26 protein-coding genes are annotated in these 24,822 nt (G+C 71.2%); 11 read left to right on the forward strand and 15 right to left on the reverse strand.

The genetic code is table 11. The annotated features are described in order from the left end of the window. Positions 1-55: 55 nt before the first annotated feature. Positions 56-259 carry a cold-shock protein gene (locus tag O3X23_RS21050; protein ID WP_034275260.1) on the reverse strand — a complete coding sequence of 68 codons (204 nt, stop codon included), beginning with the start codon at positions 257-259 and terminating at the stop codon, positions 56-58. Positions 260-544: 285 nt separating this feature from the next. Here O3X23_RS21050 and O3X23_RS21055 point away from each other — a divergent pair, with 285 nt between their 5' ends. After that, positions 545-865 (forward strand): SCO5918 family protein, encoded by a 321-nt coding sequence (locus O3X23_RS21055; RefSeq protein WP_269273009.1) that lies wholly within the window; start codon positions 545-547, stop codon positions 863-865. Between the two features lie 34 nt (positions 866-899). Here O3X23_RS21055 and O3X23_RS21060 read toward each other — a convergent pair whose 3' ends face one another. Both O3X23_RS21060 and O3X23_RS21065 read right to left on the reverse strand, forming a co-directional pair. Further along, positions 900-1,586, reverse strand: coding sequence for a DUF6215 domain-containing protein (locus O3X23_RS21060; RefSeq protein ID WP_269273010.1), 687 nt, complete (start codon positions 1,584-1,586; stop codon positions 900-902). Positions 1,587-1,730: 144 nt separating this feature from the next. Then, on the reverse strand, positions 1,731-2,687 hold the full coding sequence (locus O3X23_RS21065) for a helix-turn-helix domain-containing protein (protein ID WP_269273011.1): 957 nt from the start codon (positions 2,685-2,687) through the stop codon (positions 1,731-1,733). Between the two features lie 124 nt (positions 2,688-2,811). Here O3X23_RS21065 and O3X23_RS21070 point away from each other — a divergent pair, with 124 nt between their 5' ends. The 4 genes from O3X23_RS21070 (at position 2,812) to O3X23_RS21085 (ending at position 8,118) form a co-directional block, all read left to right on the forward strand. Continuing rightward, a complete protein-coding gene (locus O3X23_RS21070) occupies positions 2,812-3,831 on the forward strand; it encodes an NAD(P)H-binding protein (protein ID WP_269273012.1) in 1,020 nt (339 codons plus the stop codon). Between the two features lie 104 nt (positions 3,832-3,935). Beyond that, positions 3,936-4,283 (forward strand): VOC family protein, encoded by a 348-nt coding sequence (locus O3X23_RS21075; RefSeq protein ID WP_269273013.1) that lies wholly within the window; start codon positions 3,936-3,938, stop codon positions 4,281-4,283. Between the two features lie 159 nt (positions 4,284-4,442). Then, a complete protein-coding gene (locus tag O3X23_RS21080) occupies positions 4,443-6,356 on the forward strand; it encodes a LamG-like jellyroll fold domain-containing protein (RefSeq protein WP_269273014.1) in 1,914 nt (637 codons plus the stop codon). Positions 6,357-6,444: 88 nt separating this feature from the next. Further along, positions 6,445-8,118, forward strand: a complete 1,674-nt coding sequence (locus O3X23_RS21085) for a PHP domain-containing protein (protein ID WP_269273015.1) — start codon at positions 6,445-6,447, stop codon at positions 8,116-8,118. Between the two features lie 10 nt (positions 8,119-8,128). Here O3X23_RS21085 and O3X23_RS21090 read toward each other — a convergent pair whose 3' ends face one another. Genes O3X23_RS21090 through O3X23_RS21100 form a run of 3 tightly spaced genes read right to left on the reverse strand, consistent with a single transcriptional unit; the run spans position 8,129 to position 10,085 of the window. Beyond that, positions 8,129-8,962 carry a hypothetical protein gene (locus O3X23_RS21090; protein WP_269273016.1) on the reverse strand — a complete coding sequence of 278 codons (834 nt, stop codon included), beginning with the start codon at positions 8,960-8,962 and terminating at the stop codon, positions 8,129-8,131. Continuing rightward, positions 8,959-9,867, reverse strand: coding sequence for a sigma-70 family RNA polymerase sigma factor (locus O3X23_RS21095; protein WP_269273017.1), 909 nt, complete (start codon positions 9,865-9,867; stop codon positions 8,959-8,961). Before O3X23_RS21095 ends, O3X23_RS21090 begins: the two co-directional genes overlap by 4 nt. Continuing rightward, positions 9,864-10,085, reverse strand: coding sequence for a hypothetical protein (locus tag O3X23_RS21100; RefSeq protein WP_269273018.1), 222 nt, complete (start codon positions 10,083-10,085; stop codon positions 9,864-9,866). The genes O3X23_RS21095 and O3X23_RS21100 overlap by 4 nt, the downstream gene beginning before the upstream one ends. A 540-nt stretch (positions 10,086-10,625) precedes the next feature. Between O3X23_RS21100 and O3X23_RS21105 the strand changes: the two genes are divergently transcribed. Then, complete coding sequence (locus O3X23_RS21105; protein ID WP_269273019.1) at positions 10,626-11,381, forward strand: alpha/beta hydrolase; 756 nt, start codon at positions 10,626-10,628, stop codon at positions 11,379-11,381. A gap of 71 nt (positions 11,382-11,452) precedes the next feature. Here O3X23_RS21105 and O3X23_RS21110 read toward each other — a convergent pair whose 3' ends face one another. From O3X23_RS21110 to O3X23_RS21130, 5 genes are all read right to left on the reverse strand, one after another. Further along, on the reverse strand, positions 11,453-11,872 hold the full coding sequence (locus O3X23_RS21110; protein ID WP_269273020.1) for a PPOX class F420-dependent oxidoreductase: 420 nt from the start codon (positions 11,870-11,872) through the stop codon (positions 11,453-11,455). A gap of 567 nt (positions 11,873-12,439) precedes the next feature. After that, complete coding sequence (locus tag O3X23_RS21115) at positions 12,440-13,984, reverse strand: HEAT repeat domain-containing protein (protein ID WP_269273021.1); 1,545 nt, start codon at positions 13,982-13,984, stop codon at positions 12,440-12,442. Between the two features lie 130 nt (positions 13,985-14,114). Further along, positions 14,115-15,089 (reverse strand): endonuclease/exonuclease/phosphatase family protein, encoded by a 975-nt coding sequence (locus O3X23_RS21120; protein ID WP_269273152.1) that lies wholly within the window; start codon positions 15,087-15,089, stop codon positions 14,115-14,117. A gap of 178 nt (positions 15,090-15,267) precedes the next feature. After that, a complete protein-coding gene (locus O3X23_RS21125) occupies positions 15,268-16,167 on the reverse strand; it encodes a bifunctional helix-turn-helix transcriptional regulator/GNAT family N-acetyltransferase (protein WP_269273022.1) in 900 nt (299 codons plus the stop codon). Positions 16,168-16,188: 21 nt separating this feature from the next. Next, entirely contained in the window at positions 16,189-17,022 is an 834-nt protein-coding gene (locus O3X23_RS21130) for an alpha/beta fold hydrolase (RefSeq protein ID WP_269273023.1), read from the reverse strand. A gap of 172 nt (positions 17,023-17,194) precedes the next feature. Here O3X23_RS21130 and O3X23_RS21135 point away from each other — a divergent pair, with 172 nt between their 5' ends. The 5 genes from O3X23_RS21135 (at position 17,195) to O3X23_RS21155 (ending at position 20,937) form a co-directional block, all read left to right on the forward strand. Further along, a complete protein-coding gene (locus O3X23_RS21135; RefSeq protein ID WP_269273024.1) occupies positions 17,195-17,758 on the forward strand; it encodes a dihydrofolate reductase family protein in 564 nt (187 codons plus the stop codon). Between the two features lie 84 nt (positions 17,759-17,842). Then, positions 17,843-18,016 carry a CsbD family protein gene (locus O3X23_RS21140; protein WP_269273025.1) on the forward strand — a complete coding sequence of 58 codons (174 nt, stop codon included), beginning with the start codon at positions 17,843-17,845 and terminating at the stop codon, positions 18,014-18,016. A gap of 140 nt (positions 18,017-18,156) precedes the next feature. Then, the gene (locus tag O3X23_RS21145) at positions 18,157-18,672 is read left to right on the forward strand and encodes a helix-turn-helix transcriptional regulator (protein ID WP_269273026.1); all 516 of its coding nucleotides are present in this window, start codon (positions 18,157-18,159) and stop codon (positions 18,670-18,672) included. A gap of 90 nt (positions 18,673-18,762) precedes the next feature. After that, a complete protein-coding gene (locus tag O3X23_RS21150) occupies positions 18,763-19,983 on the forward strand; it encodes a DUF2306 domain-containing protein (RefSeq protein ID WP_269273027.1) in 1,221 nt (406 codons plus the stop codon). Positions 19,984-19,995: 12 nt separating this feature from the next. After that, positions 19,996-20,937 carry a hypothetical protein gene (locus O3X23_RS21155; protein ID WP_269273028.1) on the forward strand — a complete coding sequence of 314 codons (942 nt, stop codon included), beginning with the start codon at positions 19,996-19,998 and terminating at the stop codon, positions 20,935-20,937. A 125-nt stretch (positions 20,938-21,062) separates the two neighbouring features. Here the strand turns inward: O3X23_RS21155 and O3X23_RS21160 are convergent, their stop codons facing one another. The 4 genes from O3X23_RS21160 to O3X23_RS21175 form a co-directional block, all read right to left on the reverse strand. Continuing rightward, positions 21,063-21,386 (reverse strand): MerR family transcriptional regulator, encoded by a 324-nt coding sequence (locus O3X23_RS21160; RefSeq protein ID WP_269273029.1) that lies wholly within the window; start codon positions 21,384-21,386, stop codon positions 21,063-21,065. Between the two features lie 639 nt (positions 21,387-22,025). Beyond that, the gene (locus tag O3X23_RS21165) at positions 22,026-22,370 is read right to left on the reverse strand and encodes an STAS domain-containing protein (protein ID WP_269273030.1); all 345 of its coding nucleotides are present in this window, start codon (positions 22,368-22,370) and stop codon (positions 22,026-22,028) included. Continuing rightward, a complete protein-coding gene (locus O3X23_RS21170) occupies positions 22,367-23,677 on the reverse strand; it encodes a PP2C family protein-serine/threonine phosphatase (RefSeq protein WP_269273031.1) in 1,311 nt (436 codons plus the stop codon). Before O3X23_RS21170 ends, O3X23_RS21165 begins: the two co-directional genes overlap by 4 nt. Further along, positions 23,674-24,483, reverse strand: coding sequence for an alpha/beta fold hydrolase (locus tag O3X23_RS21175; RefSeq protein WP_269273032.1), 810 nt, complete (start codon positions 24,481-24,483; stop codon positions 23,674-23,676). Before O3X23_RS21175 ends, O3X23_RS21170 begins: the two co-directional genes overlap by 4 nt. Between the last annotated feature and the right edge of the window lie 339 nt (positions 24,484-24,822).

Raw genomic sequence — 24,822 nt, forward strand, 5'->3', positions numbered from 1 at the left:
GGACAGGGCCCGCGACCTTGCGGTGCGGGCCCTACCCGGTGGTGCGCGTCAGTGCTTAGGCGGGAACGATGTTCTCCGCCTGCGGGCCCTTCTGGCCCTGCGTGACGTCGAAGGAGACCTTCTGGCCTTCCTGGAGCTCACGGAAGCCCTGAGCGGCGATGTTCGAGTAGTGGGCGAAGACGTCAGCGCCGCCGCCGTCCTGCTCGATGAAGCCGAAGCCCTTTTCCGCGTTGAACCACTTCACGGTGCCAGTAGCCATGTGTGTCTCCTTTTAAGACAAGGCAGAACCGAAAACCGCACTGTGCGGAGTCCGCGTCGCCGCGATGAGCCCATCCGGAGATGACCGGCCAAACAAAAAATGCACCCACGGGTCGAGCCCGTCGAGTGCACACAAAGTTCATGGGTACCACAACTGCAACTGAGATCAAGATAGCACAGCCGGCGCCTCGGTGCAGGGATCCCGCGCTTCAGTCGGTCCTTCCTGAACGGGACTTGATGTGGGACTCTGGGCAGTGTCACCACCCCCCATCCTTACTGAGGCACTATGCGCTGCATCATCGCCGGCTTTCCCTTCGACCTGATGAAGAGCGAGGTGCTCGACAAGATGCAGGGCGTCAAGCCCGAGCCGGTCACTGGAGAGTGCGTGATCATCAGTCGCCGCACCTACCCCGTGAAACAGGTCGGCCAGATCCTCACCCGACAGGACCGGCGCGACTTCACCGCCGAGCAGATCACCCGGGCCATGACCCGACTCGGCTTCACCTGCCGCCCCGCGCCCGCCGCCGTCGTGCCCCCGGCCGCCTCGGCGCTCGGCCCGGACGAGCCCGAGGCAGCGATGCCGGGCAGCCAGCCCGTCTACAGCTGATCCCAGGCCCCGCGGCGCGCCGACAGGCGACTCGTCAGCCGGCGGTCCATCCCGGGATCGTCGGCAGCACCTTCTCGGCGACGCGGAACAACGCCGCGTCATCGGGCAGCACGTCGTCCTGGCGCCAGATGGCGACCTCGTAGGAGCCGCCGCCGTCCTTCGCGTCCTGGGCGACCACCAGATGGCGGGCGATGCCACCGGGGCCGGAGCTGGCCTTTCCGCCGCCACCGTCGAACGCGATGGCGAAGGTCCGGTCCGAGTAGAGAACAGCCGGATGGCCCAGGACCGTCCTGACCTGCGCAGTTCTGCCCAGAAGGGCAGCGAGCCGGGTGACCGGGAGCTGGTCGTAGGACGCCGAGACCTTCACGGAGTACGTCTCCAGCCGCACGTTGCCCTCCGGAGCGGCTGTCCTGACGCTCCCGGCAGGGGTGATCCATCCCCCGCCGCCCCAGGCGGTCTCCGCGTGGTCGGCCGGCGTTCCGAGCAGCGCCGGCAGGTCCGGACGGTTCAACGCCTCACACAGCCCTGCTCCGGAGACGTACTGCGGCGGAAGCGTCTGGTCCGCGGCGGAGCAGACGGCCGGACCCCGGTCGCCGGACGCGTCGGGGGCGGCTTCCACGGCCCGGATGCCACCCGCGACGACCGAGACCAGCACCACCGCTGCGACGGCCTGTGCGCCCGCGTTCATGCCCTGCTTGGATCCGGCGAAATCGTCGGCCATGTCCCCCACCCCGCTGTGCACGCCCGATGCGGGCTGGGGGATCCTAACCGGTGATCGTTTGGCGAGGAAGAGGTCTCACGCCGATGCTCACCGTCGAAGACAAGATCACCCTCCTTGCGCCCGACCGGCCGGGCACGGCGCACGTCATCGCGCCGGGTCGAACGTCTGCCGATACCGGTAGGGAGTGGTCCTGTTGATGCGCGTGAAGTGCACGCGCAGGCTCTGCGCCGACCCGAACCCGCAGCGTTCGGCGACGCGATCGACGGTGTCGTTCGTCGTCTCCAGCAAGTCGCGTGCCCGGGAGACGCGTTCGTGGACGAGCCACTGCAGCGGCGTGGTGCCGGTGCCGGCACGGAAGTGCCGCAGGAAGCTGCGTTTGCTCATCGCCGCCCGCACGGCCAGATCGTCGATCGTCAGGGGGCGGTGCAGCTGGGTGCGCGCCCAATCCAGCACCGGCGCAAGGCTCGTGGCCTCGCTGACCGGCACCGGCTGGTCGATGTACTGGGCCTGACCGCCTTCGCGGTGCGGTGAGATGACCATGCGGCGGGCGAGGGTGTTGGCGACGCGGCTGCCGTGGTCGAGGCGGACGAGGTGCAGGCACAGATCGAGGCCCGCGCACTCGCCCGCGGAGGTGAAGATCCCGTCGTCCTCGGTGTAGAGCACCTTCGGGTCCATGAGCACCGCCGGCCAACGCTGGGTCAGTTCGGCGGCGTGCATCCAGTGAGTGGTGGCGCGGCGGCCGTCCAGCAGGCCCGCGGCTGCCAGAGTGAACGCCCCGGTGCAGATCGAGGCGATCCTGGCCCCTCGCGCGTGGGCCCCGCGCAGCGCGTCGAGCAGTTCCGGCGGCGGATCGCCCTGCAGGTCGGCGCAGGCCGGGACGATCACGGTGTCGGCGCGCTCCAGTTCGGCGAGGCTCGCCCCGTCGAACGACAGGCCTTCCGCCGTGCGGACCGGGCCGTCGCCGACCATCGCGCACAGCGCCACGTCGTACCAGGGGACGGGAAAGTCCCGTCGGGCACGGCCGAACACCTCGAACGCGACAGCGGCTTCGAACACCGGGACGTTCGCGGTGAGCGGCACAACGACGCGATGGGGTTGCATGGCGCGAACCTAGCATCATGTGGCGTTCTTGCCACTGCCGCCGAGGGGCGCGCCGAGCCGAAAATGGTCACAGGCCAACCGGCCCGCAGGCCGTTCCATTTACCCCATGCCCAGGAGTTCCGCCATGACATCACATCCGACGGTCACCGTCTTCGGCGCTTACGGGCACACCGGGCGCTTCGTCGTCGCCGAGCTGATCCGCCGTGGCTGGACCCCCATCCTGTCCGGGCGCGACGCGGGGAAGCTGACGGACCTCGCCGCCTCGTACACGGGCCTGGAGATCCGGCCGGCGTCGATCGACGACCCGGAGTCCCTGGACCGCGCCCTCGTCGGCGCGACGGCCGTCATCAACGCCGCCGGCCCCTTCGCCGCCACGGCGGCGCCGGTGACCGATGCCGCGCTGCGGGCCAGGATCCCCTACCTGGACGTGGCCGCCGAGGTGGAGGTCGCCCTGTCCACCGTCGACCGGTATCCGGCGCTCGCGACCGCGGCGGGAATCGCGGTCGTTCCCGCGGCGGCATTCTACGGCGGGCTCGTCGACCTCCTCGCCACGGCGGCGATGGGTGACTGGGCCGCCGCGGACGAGGTGTCCATCGCCTACGCCCTCGACAGTTGGCTGCCCACGGCCGGCACCGTCGCCACCGGTCACGTCTCGGACGCGCGCCGGGACAGCAAGCGGCTGGTGTTCCGCCAGGGCAGGCTGGAACTGCGCTCCGACGACGCTCCGGTCACGGAATGGACGTTCCCCGAGCCGTTCGGACCGCAGCGCGTCCAGGCGGACTTCACCACCGCCGACAGCGTCACCCTTCCCCATCACCTGAAGGTCTCCGAGATCAGCAGCCATATGACGGTCGCCCCGCTGGAGGACCTGGGCGGCCCCCGCACGACGCCGCCCACCGGGATCCGGTCGGACCAGCAGTTCCTGGTCGAGGTCATCGTCCGGTCCGGGGACGAGCGGCGCCGCGCGGTCGCGCGCGGACAGGACATCTACGCGATCACCGCCCCCATCGTGGTGGAAGCGACGCGGCGCCTCCTGGAGAGCCCGACCCCGCCAGCCGGGGTCCTCACCGTCGGCCAGCTCTCCGACGCGGCGGACTTCCTGCGCTCACTCGGCTCCGAGCACTTCACGGTGGAGTTCTCGTAGCGCGGCGAGGGTGAACGTGAGGGCCCGTACGCGTGGAGCGGCCGGTGTGTCCCAGCCGTCCTGCAGAATCCAGGAAACGCGTCCGTTCTCACTTGGAGTTGTCGATGGCCGTTCGCCGTGTCGTGCCCAACGTTCGGTCGGAAGCCGTGCGGGAGAGCCGGGAGTTCTACGGTCTGCTGGGGTTCGAGGAGGTCATGAACCACGGTTGGATCATGACGCTCGCCTCCCCGTCCGCGCCGGCGGCGCAGATCAGCTTCATGGCCGACGACAAGACCGCACCGGTCACGCCCGACCTCAGCATCGAGGTGGACGACGTGGACGCGGTCCACGCGGCCCTGCGGGAGAGCGGCGCGGAGATCGTGCACCCGCTGCAGGACGAGGAGTGGGGAGTGCGCCGGTTCTTCGTCCGCGACCCCAACGGCCGGGTGGTCAACGTGCTGGGCCACCGCTGACGGCTCCAGCTGCGGTGGGCTCGGGGTCCAGGACCGGTACCCGCGGTCGACCCGTTCACCCACTCTTCGCCACGAGGTCGTCACCGGGGCCCCGGCGTGCACGAGTCCTTCGCCTAGCGTGCTCGGCGATCACCCGAAACGCGCCCCGCGGAGACGTCCATGTGCAGTCCGCTCCACCAGCCCGACGGCTCCCTCCCGGCCGGAGCCGGCCGCCGTACGTTCCTCCGTGCCACCGGCCTGGCCGGCGCCGCCGCGGCCGCGGCGGCCGGGGGGCTCGCCACCGGCACCACCACCGCCCATGCCCTGTCCGGGGCGCCCGGGGAGGCGACCCCGGACGAGGGTGCCGAGCGGCGTCCTGACCCCGACAGCCCCCGCTTCACCCTCGTCGTCATGCCGGACACCCAGTACCTCTTCGACGGCGCCAGCATCAATGCCGCGCCCGTCGAGGCGTCCCTGCGCTACATCCTCGATCACGGACGTGACGAGAACATCGCCTTCCTGTCCCACCTGGGCGATCTCACCGAGCACGGACTTCCGGAGGAGTTCGGGCCGCTGGGCAAGGCCTTCGAACTCCTCGACCGGCGGCGCGTCGGCTACAGCGTCCTGGCGGGCAACCACGACGTCGACTCCTCCACCGGCGACCAACGCGGTTCGACCCCCTACCTGGACACCTTCGGCCCGCGGCGCCTGCGGAAACTCCCCACCTTCGGCGGAGCGACGCCCGACGGGTACAACACGTACCACCTGTTCCGCGCCGCAGGCCGGGAGTGGCTGGTCCTCGCCCTCGACTGGCGGCCGTCCGCCGCCGGGCTGGCCTGGGCCCGGGACGTCATCAGGAAGCACCCGACGTCACCCGTCATCCTCACCACGCACGAGATCGTGTACGCCGACCGCGACGGTGACGAGGCCGAGTTCTCCGACCACGGCAAGCACTTGTGGGACGAGCTGATCGCCGGCAGCGACCAGATCTTCCTCACCCTCAACGGCCACTACTGGCCCGCCGCCCGCACCACGCGCAAGAACGCGGCGGGCCACGACGTGCATCTGCACCTCACCAACTACCAGAACCGCTACTACGGCGGCAGCGCGATGATCCGCCTCTACCGCTTCGACCTCGCCAGGAACACCATCGACGTGGAGACCGTCTCCCCGTGGATCCTCGGCCGCGCGGGCGAGGGACTCAACGAGCTGGAGCGCCGCGAGATCGAGCTGACCGGCCCGCAGGACGCCTTCTCCGTACCCCTCGACTTCGAGCAGCGCTTCGCCGGCTTCGCACCCGTCGCTCCGCGCCGCCCCCGCCCCGCCGCGCGGCTGCTGCTGCCCGGCACCGTCGCGTACTGGCGGTTCGACGGCCCGCACGGCGACGGCGCCGCGGCCGACCCCGCCCTGCGCGTCCCCGACCTGTCCGGTCTCGGCAACCACCTGATCAGGGGGCCGGTGGCGGGCTCCCCCGCGGAAGCCCTGCGCTGGTCCACCGATCACCACCCCGACCAGCCGGGCCACGGCAGCCTGTACTTCGACGGCGGCAAGCCCCCACTGCACGGCGGGTATCTGCAGACCGCCAAGGACGCCCCGCTCAACAGCAAGACCTTCCGCACGGGCTACACCGTCGAAGCCTTCCTGAAGCTTCCCGCCGACTGGGACGCCGGGCACCACGCCTGGGCGTCGATCCTCAGCCGACGCGGCACCCTCGGCGCGGCCGGAAGGACCACCGGCGACCCGCAGGAGTCCGTCGCCACCCTGTCGCTCTCCGACGGGCCGGGCCTCCAATGGGCCGCCGCGCCGCTCAACCAGAACAACCTGGTGACCAACTGGAGCCACGAGCTGCAGCGGGGCACGTGGTGGCACGTCGCCGTCGTCAACGACGGCCGGCACACCGCCCTCTATGTCGACGGCTGCCGGGTCGCCCGCAATCCCGCGACCCGCACCAACGGGCTCGCCACGCTCGGCCTGCCCTGGCTGCTCGGCGCCTACGAGTACGGGGGCGCCCTCGACCAGCTGATGCACGGCTGGATCGGCGACGTCAGGATCACCGAACGCGCCCTGCGCGTGGCCGACTTCATGAACGCCTGACGACCGTACCGACCGCACGGATCGCACGGACCCGCACCGCCGCTGAGAGCACCGCCGCCGACAGCACCACCCCTCAAGGAGACACCCCATGGCGCGACCGAACCAGCCCCTGCCGACCTGGGCGGACCCCGACGTACCGGTCGGCTCCCTCGACCCGCAGGGACTGTCGCGCCGCGGACTGCTGCGCAGCGCCGGCCTGTTCGGCGCGACCTTCGCCGGAGTCGGCCTGCTCGCCCCCACCCCGGCCGAGGCGCACACCGCCCACGGCGGCGACCCGGACCTCGCTTACCTCGTCGGCGACCACCACGTGCACTCGGTCTACAGCCACGACGCGAAGTACACCTTCTCCCAGCTGGCACGCGCCGCGTCCCGGTACGGTCTCGACTGGATGGTCCTCACCGAGCACAGCAACTTCGGGCACGCCCGGGCCGGCGGCGCCGAAGCCGAGCACCGCGAGATCCTCCAGGCCCGCCGCGACAACCGGCGCACGCTGATCTTCCAGGGCCTCGAGTGGTACATCCCCGGTGCCGAACACGCGACCGTCTTCTCTCCGCCGGGACGCCATGAGGTCGAGCTGCTGAAGCGCTTCGAGGAGGCGTACGACGGCAAACTCCTCGGGTACACCGCCGGTGCGCCGGGCCACCCCGACACCCCGCGCAACGAGGGCCACGCCGTCAAGGCCCTCCAGTGGCTCGACCAGCAGCGCCGCAGCGGCTACGTCGACGACGTCCTCGTCCTCGCCAACCACCCGCTGCGCCTGGGGATCGACTCCCCGCACGAGATGCGCGCCTGGCGCGACGCGGTGCCCGGGATCATGGTCGGCATGGAGGGCGCCCCGGGGGCCCAGGCCAGCGCCCTGCCCGGCTGGGGCGGGGCGACCAGCCGCCGCGGCGAGTACGTGAACTCCCCGTCCGAGCACTCCTGGCCCGGCTACCCGCGGGAGGCGTACCTGACGTACGGCGGCTTCGACTGGGCGACCGCGACGGTCGGCGGCCTCTGGGACGCGATGCTCGCCGAGGGCAAGCTCTTCTCCGTCACCTCCAACTCCGATGTCCACCGGGTCGCGTACGACACCTGGAAGAACGGCGACTGGCCGCCCGGCCAGAACTTCGACACCACCGGACGGCTCCCGGACCCGGTCGACACCACCGAGCCGCAGCCTGGCAGCGACTTCTGGCCCGGCCAGTTCAGCCGTACGCACGTCGGCGTCACCTGCTACGGCTACGGTCACGTGATGGCCGGCCTGCGGGCGGGCCGCGTCTGGGTCGACCACGGCCACCTCGTCGACGGCATCGACGTCCGCGTCGACACGGAGCACGGGACCGGCCGCGGAGTCACCCTCGGCGGCCGGCTGCGCGTGCGCCGCGGCGAGAAGCTCGTCCTCAAGGTCACCGTGACCACCGCCTCCCGCCCCACCCAGCGCGGCGAGGTGCCGCGCCTGGCCCACCTCGACGTGATCCGCGGCTCCGTCCGCGGCCCGGTCGTGGACCGCGACGCGTGGCGCGCACCCGACACCCGGGTCGTGCACACCGCGGACGTCTCGGGCCGCACCGGCCGCTTCACCCTGCGCATCCCGCTGGGCAGGGCCGAGGAGTCGTCCTACCTGCGGCTGCGCGGCAGCGACGGCAGGCGCAACGGGCCCGGCCTGCTGGGCGCGGCGATCGACCCGCACGGTCCCGTCACCCACGAGCCGGGCAACGGCGACCCGTGGCTGGACACCTGGCTCTACACCAACCCGGTCTTCGTGGACGTCGTGCGCTGACCGGGCGCCGTCAGCGGTGTCCGCCCCGCGCCGGGTCCTCCGGCGCGGTGTCGGCGCGCGTGTGGTCGGGGCGGCGCCGCAGCGAGGGAGAGCGTGCTTTCCGTCGGTGGCGGAGGGCGGCTCCGGCGCCCGGCGCCGCGGCCAGGATGATCGCGATGTGATCGGCGAAGTGCGGGCCCGGCAGTGGGATCTCGAAGTCGGGGTTGTCGACGTATCCGGCGGCGACGGCGCTGGGAACGTACTCCATCACGGCGGTCACGACCTCGGTCCTGGAGCGGTCGGCCGGGCTCAGCAGCCTGCCCAGGACACGCAGCACGGTCGGGGTGCTGGAGTCGAGGTCGAGGTTGTCGGCCGGATCCGCGTATCCGGGCAGGTTGACGGTCTCCGGCGCGGGCTGGGTGTCGATCCGGGTCTGCTCACCCCACCAGGCGGCGGCGTGGGTCTCCCCCAGGGCGAGGTGGTGCAGGTACAGGCAGTAGGAGGCGACGTCGTCCCCTGCCCCCGCGGCGTACTGCCACCAGAAGCGGGCGCCGTCCTCGGAGTCGGCCAGATGCAGGATGCAGCCCAGGACCCGCGCACCGCGCGGATCCGGCAGTTGCTCGGTGACGAAATCACTCAGCGACGTCGCGGCGGTCCGGGTCACGACGGTCTCGCAGAGCGTCCGCAGATCGTAGGCCGCGTCCCGCCCGGGATGGTTCCCGTCGAACGGGCTCGTCGACGGCCAGGACAGCACGTCCTGGGCACCGCCCGACGCGTGGCCGTCCTCGTACGTCACGACGTCACGCGGCACCCCGGGCTCCCTCATCAGCAGCGCACGGGCGAGGAGTTGATCGATCGACGTCATTGGGAAGCGCCTCCCGGGCGGTCGTGGAGGTTGAGGGTCTCGGTGAGCGTGCGTTTGGCGTGGCGCTCGTCGGAGCGCACCGAGGCCAGCGGGACGCCCAGCACCTCGGCCGCGGCGGTGGTGTCCATGCCGCACAGGTAGCGCAGGATCGTTACGTCCATCTGGTTGTCCGGCAGCCGGCTGACGGCGTCGAACAGCATCAGCGATTCGTCGATCTGGGCGAAGCGGGCCGCGGAGTCCGCGGCCCGCTCCTGGGCGAGGGTGGCGAAGGCGGCGGCGGCCAGCAGCGGATGGTGGTCGACGTGCGGGGTGCGCGCCATGACCCGGGCGCGCAGGAGCCTCCAGGCGAACCGCTGCACGTTGGAGCTCCCCAACGCGTCGTCCCAGCACAGCCACAGGACGTCGAAGGTCTCCAGCACCACGCAGGCGGCCCGCTCATCCGTGAGCAGCAGGGCTTTGGCGTACGAGGTGTAGGGGACCTGGTGGCCGGCGGTGAAGCCCTGGTGGTCCAGTGGCCGGACGTCGGGCCGTTTCGCGGGCGGAACCTCCGCTATGCAGCCCTCGATCCAGTCCTCCTTCTTCTGCGCCTCGCGCGCCGCCGCGGCCCACAGGCGCCGCATCGGACGGGCCGGTATGCCCAGCACGCGGATCACGCTGTAGGTGATCTCCCACCGCGGGTACAGTCCGGCGCCGCGCAGCAGCTCCGAGATCCGCGTCTTGGAGAATCCCGAGCGCTCCACCAGGTCGTCGAGGGTCAGGCCGCTGGTGAAGAGCCGGGTGCGCACCGGTTCGAGCCAGGCGCGGTGGGAGGTGCCGGCCTGCTCGGTGATCGCCTCCGGCTTCCTGCCGCGGCGGACAGGCGGCTCCCCCTCGGTCTGCTCGGGCGGAATCGCGTGCGGGCTCACCGGGCGACGCCTTCGTCCGGCCCTGCGGCAGCCCTGGGTCCCGCGGCGGTCGATTCGGGCTTTCCGCAGGTGGACGCATGGACGACCTGCTGCACCAGCAACCCGAGCGAGGGCACTAACGCGGCCACCGCGGCCACCTGTCCGAGGGCGGCCATGACCGCGCTCCACGAGCAGACCGACACCAACACGATGACGGTCAACACCTGCTTACTGGACATCGAGACCTTTCCCATTCCGACGACGGGGGGCATCCGGAAGGCCTCTTCGCGGCGGTGCTGACGCGCCGTCGAGGAGCCGGGACGCCAGCATGGTGGGCGGACCGACCGTTACGCCATGTGATCATGGGATTATGGAACAATGACCGCGCTTGTCCCGGCCGCCCGGCACCGTGTGCCGCCAAGGCGGGAGGAATGATGCCGTGTTGAGCGCTCTCGCGGGCCAACTTCCGTTATCTGCCCGCGCCCGCGGCGCCGGCGGCAGCCAATGGAAGACCGGACGCCTTTGGCGTCGGACCTTCCTTCCGGAAGGCCGTGCCGCCCCCGTGCTGAGCGACAAGGGGGGCCGCACACCGCTCCCGCCCCCTTCCCTGTCGGCGGGAGCGGTTCCGCGGGTGACCATCCGGCCGACGTATCGTGGCCGGAGGCGGTTGTCGATTCCGCCAGGAGCACCGCGCCCCGGGGTTCCACCCATCCACGGGCCGGGCAGGTCCGAATAGGAGGTACGGGGCACCCGCCCCGCGCCCCGACCAGGAGGTCCACGTGGCACAGGCACCGCCGTCGGCAGCGGTACTCATCCTGCACGGCGGTGGCGAGACGGGGCTCGGGCCGCCTCCGCGCGGCCTGCTCAACCTGCCCGCCGTACGGATGCGCCCGTTCACGAGGCGCCTCGCACGAGCCACCCGCGGTGCGACCAGCAGCCTTGGCGGGCCCGTGCTGCTCCGTACCACGCCTTACACCCACCGTGGCTGGAACGGCGCCCGCGAGGACCCGCTCCACGACGTCCTGCGCGCCCTCGACGCCCTCCGGAGCGAGGCCGGCGAGATACCGGTGGTGCTCCTGGGCCACTCCATGGGCGGCCGCGCCGCCCTGCGCGCGGCCGGTCACCCTCTGGTCACCGGAGTGGTCGGCCTCGCCCCGTGGTGCCCTGCGGGCGACCCGGTCACCCAACTCGCGGGCCGCGACGTGGTCCTGCTCCACGGCACCCGGGACCGGACGACCAGCCCCCGGGCCTCCCAGACCCTCACCGCCACGGCCCGTCGGGAGGGAGCTCGCAGCTGCCTCGTCACCATCGGGAACAGCGACCACGCGATGCTCCGCCGCGCACCGTCCTGGCACCGCCTGACAACCACCCTGGTCACCGGCCTCCTCGGTCTCGCACCCCTGCCGACCGGCGTCACGAAGGCTCTGGACCTACCCCTGGACGCCGAGGCCGCGGAGGGCACCGTGGACCTGGACCGATTGCGTGCCGTGGAAGACGCGGACACCTCACGCGACGCCACCGCGGCGCGGACCTAGGACGGGGCGACCGCCAGGAGCGACGAGCCCGCGGCGTGCCGCCAACCGACCGGCCCGCCAGGAGGGGACGTTCAGCCGACCTGGCCGTTGTCCTTCAAGCTGCCCCAGCCGTGCCAGCGGTCGATCTCGATCCACGCGCTGAACCGGCGGCGGTCCCGCGTGGGGTAGGGCTTGTCGAGATACTGCTGGGACAACCGGTCGATGTCGACCAGATCCTTGTCCTCGCGCACGTCGACGATGCGGCCGATGATGCTGATGTGGGTGTACCAGTTGCTCTCGTCGAGCACGGTCAGCGTCACCCGCGGATCGTTCCGTACATGCTCCAGACGCTTGCGGCCCTCATCCATGTTGACCAGCACCCGCCCCTCGTCCCAGAGGTACCAGGTAGCCGTCGACACGGGCTGACCATCCGAGCGCAGGGTCGTGACGACGGCCGGATTGGCCTTCGACAGCATCGCGACTGCCTCGTCGGGAAGCGGCGGTTTCGACATGGGACACCCTCCGTCACGCATTGTTGGTTGCCGGGGACGATCATCCTCCTGATCATCCGCACCGGGCCATCGCACGCGCGGCGCCACCGGGTTTTTTCATCGGCATGGCTCCGATCATGAGGATCACCCGAGGACGCCGGTCCCCGGGCTTGGCGAGCCCCCACCCGGAATCTACGCGGCCGCGTCGACAGGACTGCGGCGGGGACGTCCGGCCACGGTGGAATCCGCGGGGAAGGGCCCTGGCGCGAATCGATCTGAGTCGCCATCATGGAGATCGAGGGAACACCCCGGGGGCCGACGACGCGGACCGTCGAATCCGGGGCCGACGCCTACGCGTCAGAGTCCCGGAGAACGGATCCCTCTCATGGAGCTGATCCTCCTCACCGTGAACAGTGTCCTTGGCGTCCTCGCCGCCGCTCTGGCCTTGACCAGGGAAATCGTCCGCGCGCGACGCCGCGCGGTCGCGGCAGTCCCGCCTCCGGCGGCCTGTGGCTGCGCCGGCGGGACGAACGCGACAGCGGGCGGCAGGTCGCGCACCGGTGCCTGACCCGCGGAAAGCCGGGCGGCTCAGGGCCGGTCGGTCCGGCTCAGGAGGAATCGGATGAGCCGGAGGTTCCCGTCGCCGATGGAAGGGGCGGCGTGGAGCAGGGCGAGGAGGGTCTGCCGCTGTTCGTCCGAGAGTCGGGCGCGGCCTGCCGCGGCGGACCCGACCCACACGCGGATGTCCCGCCGCGCTGCGACGGCCAGATCGGGGTCGGCGTCGTGGAGCAGCCTCAGGTCGATTTCGAGTCGCTCCCAGGTACCGGTGGCCCGAAGGATCCGGGCCGCCCGAGCCCGGAGCGGGGCCGGGCGCCCGGGTGCCAGCAGGTCGTCGAGACGGCTCCGGGGGACGGTATCGGCCTCCGCCTCCAGCAGGGTTGCGGCCGTCCGCACGACTCTGGGGGCCGGGTCGTGCTCCATGAGGGTCAGGAGTTCCGCAGTGGTGACCGCGGCGGGCCGCATCGCGCCGAGCGCCCGGACGACGGCGGCCCGGACCCCGGGTCGCTGATGCGTCAGGTGCGGGCGCAACAGATCAGCGGCCGGGGGGACACCGACGTCACCCGATTCCGCCAGGCCGGCAACCGCACCGGGTGTGATCTCGACGGCCGGGCGCACGAGGCGGGCACGGCAGATCGGCGCGGGGTCCTGGCCGCTGCTGCGCAGAACCCAGCGCGCGATCTCACGCACTTGCTTGGAGCGGTCCGCGGTGAACGGTTCGGCCAGGTCAGGGCGCTGGGCGCGGCGCAGCACGGTAACGGTGACGGCCCGCACCGCCGAGACCCGCGAGGCCAGCAATCGACGGAGCACGGCCTCGGCTTGGGGAGTTGCCGGTATATCGGCTCCGGACGGGACGAGGGTCCCGAGGAGGTGTTCTGCCGCGGACCGAGCCACGACGACATCGGGGTCCGAGGCGGCGAGCCTCAGCAGCTGCGGCATGTCGCAGCGGTCTACGTCGACCGCCGCGCTCAGTGCGCGCCGCCGGACCCGATGGTCGGGGTCCGCGAACAGTCCCCGCCACAGTTCCGGAGGCGCACCGGCAAGGTGGCCGGCCACGATACGGACCGCGTCCTCGCCGCGCCGGCGTTGCTCGCAGGACCACGCCATGGCCGCCGCTCGCGGGAGCTCCGCAGGACCGGAGCGTGCCAGCACGTCGGCGAGCGCCACCCGGGCGGCAGCCCGCACCGGCGCGGCCCAGTCCGAGCAGCGCACAACGAGCAGCGGGATCGCGGCGGGCTCCCCGACGGGGAGCTCCCCGCTCGCGAGCGCGCGCTGGCGGATCCGTCCGTCAGCGGCGCAGACGGCCAGCGCCCATTTCCAGCCCGGCAGCAACTCCTGCGGCGCCGGCGACCCCACCGCAGACGCGGTGACACGCGACAGCGACTGATCAATACCTCGGGCGTGCTCGTCGAAGGCACTCCACCAGTGCGGCCCTGTCGCGGAGAACTCGGTACTGTCAGCCAGTTCGTTCAGCGCCCGAACCAGTTCGGCGCCGCGGTCCGCCGTGAGGTACCCCGGCCGGCCGAGCAGGTGCAGCACCACCGTCGATCGAGCGGTCGCCGTTGGGGCAGTCATGGGAGGTCTCCTCGCACCGGTACGCCGACGGTCGGCGACACGGCGAACGACCCCGACCCTACCGACCTCTTGAACGGCCTCACCAGCGCTTTAACGGAGCAGGCGACAAACCGGCAGGCGTGCTCGGTGGTCAGGGGGTGAGGGTGATGCCGGCCGTGATCGGGAGGTGGTCGCTGCCGGTGCCGGGGAGGGTTCGGACGGTGGTGACGGATGCTGAGCGGGTCATGATCTGGTCGATCCGGGAGACGGGGAAGGCCGCCGGCCAGCTGAAGGCGAGATCGCGTGGCGGCAGGGTCATCCACGAGGTGACGGGGTCCAGTCCGCGATCGTCCACGGTTCCGTTGAAGTCACCCAGCAGGATCACCCTGTCCGCCTTCTCGGCGGCGAGAGCCGCGCCCAGCAGTTCGGCGCTCTCGTCCCGGTAGGCGCAGTCGAAGCCCGTCGGACGGACGCGGACCGAAGGCAGATGGGCGACGTAGACGGCGATCTCGCCCCATGGCGTCCGCGCGCCGGCCCGCAACCCGCGGCTCCATGCCTCGTCGATCCCCTGGGGCTTGATGTCCACCAACCGGGCTGCGGTGAGGGGGTACTTCGACCAGAGACCGACGGTTCCCTGCACCACGTGATATGGGTAGGCCGCTGCCAGAGCCCGTTCGTAGCGCGGCAGCGCGGAGGGTGTCAGCTCCTCCAAGGCGATGAGTTCCGGCCCGGCGTCCATCAGCGCTCGCGCCGTGCCGGCCGGGTCGGCGTTCTCGTCACTGACGTTGTGCTGGAGCACCGTGATGTCCGGTGCGCCGCGGTCCTCGGGAAGGAACACCCCGCCGAACAGGTGCGTCCAGGCCGCCATCGGGAGCAGGAGGGCCACCAGCGCGGTGGCCGAGCGGCGCAGCAGGGCCGGCAGGAGAAGCACCGGAACGGCCAGACCGAGCCAGGGCAGGAATGCCTCGAGCAGACTGCCCAGGTGAGCGACGGTGTCGGGTACGACGGCGTGGAAGGCCAGCAGGCCGGAGGTCAGTACGGCGAGCGCTGCGAGAACCCGCCCGCGGGCCCAGGTCGACCGGCCCTTGGCATCCGTGTCCCATCGCCACCCCCCGGCCGGCCGCAGCCGCCGCAGGGTTGTCGCGGTCCTCGACTCCGGCGCCCCACTGCTGTTCGCCCGTTCCACCTTGTCCCATCCCCGGTGCGGACATGCCGTTCGCTCCCCGATCAGCGCCGCGGCTCGACCCTATCGCCCGGGTGATCGCAGGAGCGCGGGTAGGCCCGGGGCCGGCTGCACGCGCGTCTCACGCCGACCGCGGCGCCGTGATCCGCTTCTCGAACCAGTGGTCGGCGTAGGGCTCGGCATTGAAGGCGGTGACCTCGTCGTAGCCGCAGGAGTGGTACAGGCCGATCGCTGCGCGCAGAGCCTTGTTGGTGTCCAGGCGCAGCACGTCGCGCCCGTGTTGAACGGCCCGCGCCTCCAGTTCGGACAGGAATCGGCGGCCGACGCCGAGCCTGCGGGCCTGCGGAGCCACCCACATCCGTTTGATCTCGGCGGGGGCGTCGGACGGCAGCTTCAGGCCGGCGCAGCCGACGGGCTCGCCGTGCAGCCGCGCGACCAGGAACAGGCCGCGCGGCGGCCGGAGTTCGCCCGCGTCGGGCAGTAGGGTGCGCGCCGGGTCGAAGCCCGTGTCGAAGCGTTCCTGCAACTCGGTGAAGTAGGAGCGCAGACAGTGCTGGGCATCGGGGTGGTCCGGATCGACAACGGTCAGCGTGACGGTCGCGGCGGTCAGCAGCCGGTCGACCTCGCCCATGGCGGCGACCAGCCGGGCACGCTGGGCGGAGTTGAGGGGCTCCAGCAGGGAGCCGGCCAGCTCGTCACTGCGGGAATCGAGCAGGGCGCGCTCCGCGCGGCCCGCTGCGGTGGGCCGGACGGTGCGCACTCGCCGGTCGTCAGGCTGCGGCTCCACGCTCACCAGGCCGTCGGCCTCCAGCGAGCGCAGCAGCCGGCTGACGTACCCGGAGTCGAGCCCGAGGCGATCCCGCAGGCGCCGGACGTCCTGCCCCTGGTCGCCGATCTCCCAGAGGAGCCGCGCCTCGCCGATGGGCCGGTCGCGGCCCAGGTAGCGGTCGTGCAGTACTCCCACCCGCTCGGTGACGGTGCGGTTGAACCGCCGTACCTGCTCGATCTGCCCTTCGTCCATTCCCTGACTTTAGTCAGAGATTTATTGCCGTGCCAGCACTTCGCGCAGCCGGATCTCGAATCCGTCGGGGTCCTCGGCGAATCCGACGTGACCGCCGGGGAACATCGTCGGCTCGTCGCCGAGCGCCGAGGCCAGGGCGATCGAGGTGCGCTCGCACAACTGGCCACCCGACTCCTTTCCCAGGCCGATGAGGACCCGGCTCGACGTCGAGCGCAGAACGGCGAGGTCCGGGCGCCACCGGGTGGTCGGGCGCAGCATGTGCGCGAACTGGAAGTGGTCGTCCGCGATCCGTTGCGGCTCCCACTCGCCGCCGAACATGTGCTCGAACACGCCGTCGGGCAGGCGGATATTGGCCAGGGACATGAACTTTCGCCAAGCACCTGTCACGTCACCGGACAGGTGGGTGGCGATGATGTCCTCGGTCCGCGCGTGGATCTCCTCACGGTCCCCCAGCAGCTCGTTCAGCGGGGGTTCGTGGGCGATGACGGTGTGGACGAGTGCGGGGTGGGCCTGGACGAGGGCGAGCGCGCTGACCGCCCCGCCGCTGGAGCCCAGGACCGCGGCCGGCCCCGCGTCGAGGTGGAGCAGGAGCCGGGACAGGTCGTCAGCCCGCATCTGCGGGGTCGAGTCCTGGTCGGGGTCGTCGACCGGGCTGCGGTTGATACCCCGAGGGTCGGTGGTCAGCACAGTGTGGTCGACGGCGAGCCGCTCCGCGAGCGGCGCGAACGAATCGGCGTCCATCGGCGCGCCGACGAGCACCACCAGGGGCCCCTGGCCCCGTACCTCGTAGTGCAGACGGGCGTCGGGGACCCGGAGGGTCTCAACAGTGGCGGGGGCTGGGGGCGTCGGGTTCATGTGGGTCCTCCTGGTTGGCGGAACGCGGGGCTACCGCGCGTGCTCGCAGAAGGGAGACCTCCTTCCGGCGCAGAACTCATCGCTCCGAGGACCGGCAGGGCGCCCAGCGATGATTTCCGGCGGTCGGCACCGTCATAAGGATGGGAACGAGGACACTCGTAGGAGAGGCGACATGCGCACACTCGCGATCACCCAGAACATCACCGTCGACGGCTCGATCGACATGCTCACCGACTGGTTCGACCCGCAGGGCCACGGCTCGCTGGACATGGCCGACGTCCTGGAGGAGAGCCACCGGCAGGACCGTCAGGCCGACGCCCTGCTCCTGGGGAGGCGTACATTCGAGGACTTCCGTAGCTACTGGCCCCGGTTGGCCGATGACGCCACAGGTATCTCCGACTACCTCAACCGGGTGCAGAAGTACGTCGTGTCCTCCTCGCTCTCCGACCCGCAGTGGGCGAACTCCACCGTGCTGGCGGGCGACGCGATCAAGGAGGTGACCGCACTCAAGGCGCAGGAGGGCGGCAAGGACATCGTGCTCACCGGCAGCATCAGTCTGGCGCACACGCTGATCAGGGCGGGCCTAGTCGACGAGTACCGCCTCTTCGTCTACCCGACGGTCCAGGGCCGTGGCCGCCGGCTCTTCCCGGACGGATACGAAGTCCCCCGGCTGAAGCTCCTGGAGTCGAAGACGTTCCGCAGCGGGATCACCCTGCAGCGCTACGCCCCGGCCTGAACCGAAGCACGACGCGGCGGGAATCGACGGGGCCGACCTGGGTAGGCGGGTGAGTGCAACAACCGCACCGACCTTGGAGGAAACATGGGCACCGACGACAAGGCCGCGAACACCGCGGACAAGGCCAAGGGCAAGATCAAGGAAGTCGCGGGCAAGGCTGTCGGCAACGAGCGTCTCGAGGCCGAAGGCAGGGCCGAGCAGGCCAAGAGCGATGCCAAGCAGGCCGGCGAGCACATCAAGGACGCCTTCAAGCACTGACCCGCAACGCCGCACACTCCGGGGCCGCAGCCGTGAACGGTTGCGGCCCCGCGCGCTGTCCGCACCACCGCGCGGAGCGCCGGCGCCGGCGCCGTCCACAGCCGTACGGCGCCCGCTGATTGCCGCGATACGGTCGTGACATGGCTGATGTGCGGTTGACTCCTCCTTCATTCCTCGTGCTCGGCATCATCGACCAACTGGGCGAGGCCAGCCCGTACGACGTGAAGGTCGAGGCCGCGCGCACGGTCGCCCCGTTCTGGTCGATGCCCCACGCGCAGGTGTACGCCCAGTGCGACCGCCTGCTGGGAGCGGGCCTGTTGTCGGAGGTCCGCGACACCAACGCGCGGAACCGACGGGTGATGAAGGTGACCGCGGCCGGCAAGGCCGCGTTGGCGGAGTGGCTCGCCGACCCGGCTTTCGTGCCGGTCGAGGCGCGCGAGCGCGGCATCCTGAAACTGTGGTTCGGCGCCGAACCGGACGTCATCGCCCCGGTACAGCTCACCGAGCACCACCGCACCCTCGCGGAGTACGAGGAACTCAAGGAGAGCGTGGGCGATCTGCTCACGCGGGGGCAGCGCGAGGCGCTGGAGTTCGGGCTCCGCTACGAACGGATGATGGTCGACTTCTGGCAGTGGGTGGATCAGCGCGGATCGTGACGGCAGAGAGGTTGACCCCGGCGACGGGTCGCCTCTACCTTCTCGATAGTCCAGAACGGACTATCGAGGGTCGCGATCGAGGGAGCCGCCGTGCAGCGTCCGAGGAGCATCCCCTGGTCCCGCGTGGCCACGATCGCCCTCGTGGTCGTCTGCGTGGGCTACGCACCCGTCGCCATGACTGAGTTGTGGCCCTACGCGCGCCCGGGTGCCCCGTCGTTCGGGGAGTGGTTCCTGGCCCGCGTGGTGTCCGGGCGCTATGTCGCCGACGCGGTCGCGACCCGGGTCGGACCCTACGGGCGCGCCCTGCTGCCGATGGTCATCCACTCCGTCCTGGGCGGCGCGCTGATGCTGCTCGGGCCGGTCCAACTCCTCACGGCCGTAAGGCGACGCACCCGGCTGCACCGCGCCACGGGAGTGGTGTTCGCGGTGACGGTGTACGTCTCGATGACGGGCGCGGCGATCTACCTGGTCCGTACGGCGCCGGCCGACGCGTTCAGCGGGGCCGCGTTCTGGATCGACCTCACCACCATCCTGATCGGCACGGTGATGAGCGTGACGTTCGGTATCTTCGCCGCCGTCGGCAGGTTCCCCGACCTGCACCAGCGGTGGATGCTGCTGTGCTACGGCTACCTCATGACCGCGCCACTGCTGCGCTTCGAGTGGGGCGCGCTCCCGTGGTTCTTTCCGGGCCTCTCCATGGAGGAGATCAACCGGGTGGCGATCATGCACCTCGGTTCCCTGGTGGTCTTCGGCTCCCTGGTCGCCTCCCGGGCGATGGACCGCCGCACGTCGGTGATCGGGGTCACCGGGACCTGGGTCCCGGCGCCGGTGGTGGTGGCGGCGCACCTCGCCGGTGCGGCCGGCATGGTCTGGATCGTCAGGTCGTACCTGGGCTGGGGCGCGAACGGACACCGCCTTCTGGCGGCGTACCTGGTGCCGTATCTCGCGGCGTACGCGGTCATGTTCGTGCGCCAGCGCAACGCGGGCCGCAGCGGCGGGAACTGGGCCCGTGAGGAGTGGCGCGTGCATCTGGTCGGCCTGTGCCTGGCCCCCGCGTTCTCCGTCGCCGCGGCACTGCCCCTGGAGCACTACCTGGACCTCGATCGGCAGACCGCCCTGTCGGCGGGCGTGGGCATCGGCTGCGGTGTGCTGGCGTTCGCGGCGACCGCCGTGGTCAGTCTTCGCGTCATGTACGGCCGCGAGCTGGTCAAACGGCAGGGCTCGACCAGCGCCCGCAGCACACACCGCATCCCGTCGCCTGCCGCGCCGCCCACCCCGCACGTCGTGCAGAGCAGCCGAGAGACGATCTGAGACGGAGCGCAGATGACCGAGGCAATGGACCTCTCCGGACCCGCGGATCCCGCCGTCGCACCGGCGCGGGATGTCGGTGGCCGCGCGCTCACGCCGGCCGTGGTGATGCTGGCCGTCGCCGTGGCGGTCGTCAGCGTCCTGGTCGGCGCGCTCATGGCCGGGGTCAGCGTCGCAGGCCACGTGTTCGGGGCCTGGAAGTCACCCGAGGCGCTCACCCCCGGACTGCTCGGGGCGGCGATGCTCGGCGTGTCCCCCGGACTGCTGGTGATCGGCCGGGCCCGTGTCTGGGAAGAGGTGCGCACGCTCGTCCTCCCGCTGGCCGTCGTGCTCGTCGGCCTGCTCGCCGTGAGCCTCCGCAACGCGGACGATCTGCAGGTCGCCAAGGGCGGCTCGGTGATCCTCGTCCTGTTCAGCCTCGGCTGGATCGCCGTCCTCGGCGTGCTCGCCACGGCCGCGATCGTCTGCGTCGGCCGGCAGTACACGAAGCCGGCCCTGCCGGCGCGGAAGCGGATCGCGCCACTGCCGGGCTGGTCGAAGCCGCTTCTGGCCGTCCTGGGATCCTCATGGCTCGGCATCGGCGCGGGCCTGCTCGCCAGGCCGCACTTCTGGGCCGACTTCGTACCGTGGACGGTCAGCCGCTCCGACGCGCAGGCAGTCGGCGTCTGGGCCCTCGCGCTCGGCGTCGGGGTCCTCGGCGCGCTGGCCGAGGACGACCTGCACCGGCTCCGCCCCGCGCTGCTCGCCGTTCCCGGCGTCGCCCTCGCCGCAGCCGTCGTGCTGGCAGTCCACGCGTCGGACGTCGACTGGACGTCAGGACCCGGCCTCTCCCTGTCCGTCATGATCGGCGGCCTGCTGGTGACCGGCGCGACCGGCACCCGGCTCCTGTCCGGCGGCCCGGCCGCTCGGCGCGGCGACGTCGAAACGACCGTCGTGGAAGGCTCCGACCGGAGCTGAGTCAGGTCGGTCCGCACCGCCCGGCCCGCCCCCGCCTGCCGCATACGGGCCAAGGGGCGTGCGTCAGGCCCCGGCGATGCCGGGGCCCGTTCCCCACCAGGGCGGTCGCTCGCCCCACGAGGGGATCATTGGGGACGTCGGCGCAGCTTCTCGTTGAGCGCCAGCGCCTCTTCGAGTTGGTCCTCCAGCGCCACGATGCGGCACGCCGTCTCGATCGTGGTGCCCTGGTCGACCAGCTCTCGGGCACGCGCGGCGATGCGCAACTGGTAGCGGGAGTAACGGCGGTGACCGCCCTCGGAGCGCAGCGGGGTGATCAGGCGTGCCTCGCCGATCGCCCGCAGGAACGCGGCATTGGTGCCGATCATCTCGGCGGCCCGGCCCATGGTGTAGGCCGGGTAGTCCTCATCGTCGAACCGGTCCGCAGCGGTCGCGGGGGTCTGCTCACTCATCTCGCCTCTTCGTGTCTGACGGTCATACGGCCTCCAAGAAACGCATGGAGGGGCCCCGGGAGCCGAACTCGGCTTCCGGGGCCCCAAAGGGCGGTTCAACACCATCTACATCTACCGGCGTACAAGCGCCGGTCCTGCCGTATCCGCACGACCGCGCCGGGGGAACGCGGGGTGCGGGGATCGTGAATGCCTGACCGGGGACCACCTTCCAATCCGGGGCCTTGCGAGTGCCCACACGATTTCGTCGTGCGGGCGATCCTGATGGCGTTGCTCCGTACCTTCCTGCTCGAATCCGGACATCGGGCTCTGCTGAACTGCTGGTACTCCAGAAACTGCGATCCTGCGCGGCGACTCCTTGCGAGCCGCCGGACCCGGCCATCAAGCCTGCGGCCTTCCGCACTCACCGGCCGCCGGATTCCATCGCCGTGTCTGCTTGCCGAGCGGCAGTTCGTTTTTGCCGCTCCGTGCTGACCTTGTGGCTACACCAGGAACAGTACCTACCCGCAGAAGCGAATGTCTACCGCACACGCGACAGATTTACCCGTCGGCCAAAACCAGGCATCCTGCCCCTGTCCCATGGGTGCGTCGCGCGGCGGCGGCCGGTACCGCCCGGGGCCGCGGAGGTCCGCGTACCGCCGGTCAGCCGAGGGGGCCGGTGTCCTGCCCGGGGCCCGGTTGGATGTCGAAGATCTGGTCCAGACCCAGGAGCCGCAGGATCCGGACAGTGGCCGCCGGGACCGCCGCCAGCGTGATGTCGGCGCCCTGTTCACAGGCCTGGTTGCGTGCCGCGATCAGCGCGGTGATGCCGCTGGAGTCGCAGAAGGTCAGGCCGCCGAGATCCACCACCAGCAGTTGACCGCGCTGAAGGACGATGAGGCCGACAGCGCTGCGGAACCGGCCGGCGCTGGCGTGGTCGAGATCGCCGGCCACCGCCAGGACCGCACCCTTCGGCGTGCCGTGGGTGGCGAGATTCATGTCCGTCATCGCGCGGCGCCCCCGTGGGTCGCGGCGACGGGAGCGCCGAGGGCGAGCAGGGCGGTGTCGTCGTCCAGGCCGTCGCCGAAGCTCTTCAGCAGGCCCGTCAGGGCGGTGATGGTCTGCTGGGCGCCGGCCGGGGCCAGGGTCCGGACAAAGGCGTGCAGGGCGTCCTCGCTGTAGCGGGGGCCGTGGGCGGTCCGTGCCTCGGTCAGGCCGTCGGTGTAGAGCAGCAGCGTGTCACCCGGATGCAGGACCGTGGTGGCCAGGGTGAAATTCGGGTGCGGCATGACACCGACCAGCATGCCCCCGGGAGTGGGCAGATAGTGCGCGGTGCCGTCGGCGCGCAACAGGAGCGCCGGCGGGTGTCCGCCACTGGCCAACGTGATGTGGAGAGCGCCATCGTGCGAGGTGAGGGTGCCGGCGATGGTGGTGCAGTAGCGGGGGTCGTCGCCCGGGTAGCCCGCGAGCATGGCGGCGTTGAGGGTGACCAGGGCCTGGGCCGGGTCATCGGCGTGCAGAGACGCGGCACGCAGCGTGTAGCGGATCAGCGAGGTGACCGCGGCCGCCTCGGGCCCCTTGCCGCAGACGTCGCCGAGGAAGAAACCCCAGCGGTCGTCGCCGAGCGCGAACAGGTCGTAGAAATCGCCGCCGAGCTCATCGACGGAGGCGGTGTGGTAATACGCGGCGGCCTCCACCCCCGGCACCCGCGGGAGAGCCGGCGGGAGGAGGCTGTTCTGCAGGATGGCCAGGACCTGATGCAGACGCATCCGCTCGTCCTCGGCGACCCGGTGGGCCTGCTCGGCCTCCTTACGGGCGCGCAGCAGCTCCTGCTCGTAGGCGCGGCGGTCGCGGGCGTCGAACACCGTGGTGCGGATCAGCAGCGGCTCCATGTCCGTACCGGTTTTGACCACCGAGGTGACCAGCACGGGCAGGCGGCTGCCGTCGGCGGCCTTGAGCTCCAGGGCGATTCCGGAGACCTGGCCCTGCATCGCGAGCAGCGGAGCGAAATGCGTCTCGTGATAGAGCTTGCCGCCCACCGTCAGCAGATCCGAGAAGCGCTTGCGGCCGACCAGCTGAGCGCGCGTGTGGCCGAGCCAGCCGAGCAGTGTGGCGTTGACCTTGGCGATCCGGCCGTCGAGCAATGTCGACAGATACCCGCAGGGTGCGTTGTCGTACAGGTCCTCGATGCTGTCTTCCAGGAGAGCCGAGAACTCCGCGTGCTCCGCGTCCTCCGCGTCCCGGTCCTTGCCGCCCCCGTCCTTGCCGTTGTCGTCGGACGAGCCGCCGGACTCGTCGTCCGTCTCGCACATCATCGGGCGGCGCCGGCGAACGCCACGATCTCCCGGGCGGTGGCCTCGGGGGCACTGAGCTGCGGGCAGTGCCCGGTCGCCTCCAGCGTCACCAGCCGGCTGCCGGGGATCGCGGCGTGCACGAACGCGCCGACCTCACGCGGGGCGATGGCGTCCTGCGCACACTCCAGCACCAGGGTGGGCACGCGGACCGAGGCCAGCTCGGCACGGGAGTCCGACAGGAACGTGGTGCGCGCGAAGACCGCGGCCATGCCCGGATCGGTGGCGCAGAAGCTGTTGGTCAGCTCCTGGCCGAGCTCGGGCCGGTCCGGGTTGCCCATGATCACCGGCGCCATCGCCGCCGACCAGCCCAGATAGTTGCTGTCCAGCGATTCCAGCAGTTCCTCGATGTCAGCGGCGCTGAATCCCCCGACGTAGCCTGTCCCGGGGTCGTCGATGTAGCAGGGCGAGGGCGTCACCATCACCAGCTTGGCGAACCGCTGCGGCTCTCGGGCTACGGCGAGCACGCCGACCATCGCGCTGACCGAGTGCCCCACGAACACCACGTCGGACAGATCCAGCTGCTCGCAGACGCCCAGCACGTCGGTCGCGTAGCCGTCCAGGGAGGCGTAGCGCTTCTCGTCCCAGGCCGACAGGTCCGATCGCCCCGAGCCGACGTAGTCGAACATCACCACCTGGAAACGCTCGGCCAGGACCGGTGCCACCAGACGCCACATGTTCTGGTCGCAGCCGAACCCGTGCGCCAGCATGATCACCGGTCCGCCCGGCTGCCCCGTGACCGTCACGTTGTTCCTACCGACCGCGTCCATGCGGAACATCCTTTCACGGGGGGTCGTACCGGCAACCGCCGCAGGTCGTACACAGCGCGGGGACCCAGGGGGAACGGGCCCTGCGCCCAGGCGGGGTGCCCGGGCGACACGTCGAGAGCGCCACGGGGACGGAGCGGCTCTCGCCGCGCGGCCCGGGCAGGGCGTCACCGACGGCCGGGCCGAGGCGACTCCCGCCGTCGCCTTCCTTCGGTTTCCGTCCCGCTGCCATCGTGCCGCTCGTGTGTGCGGACGCGGTTACGCCGGATGGGTGACGCCGAGGGACGCCACGCGCTCCGTCCCGCCGACAACGAAGAGTCGGCGGGACGGAGCGCAACGTCT

Source organism: Streptomyces sp. H39-S7, from assembly GCF_027158205.1.
GTDB lineage: Bacteria > Actinomycetota > Actinomycetes > Streptomycetales > Streptomycetaceae > Actinacidiphila.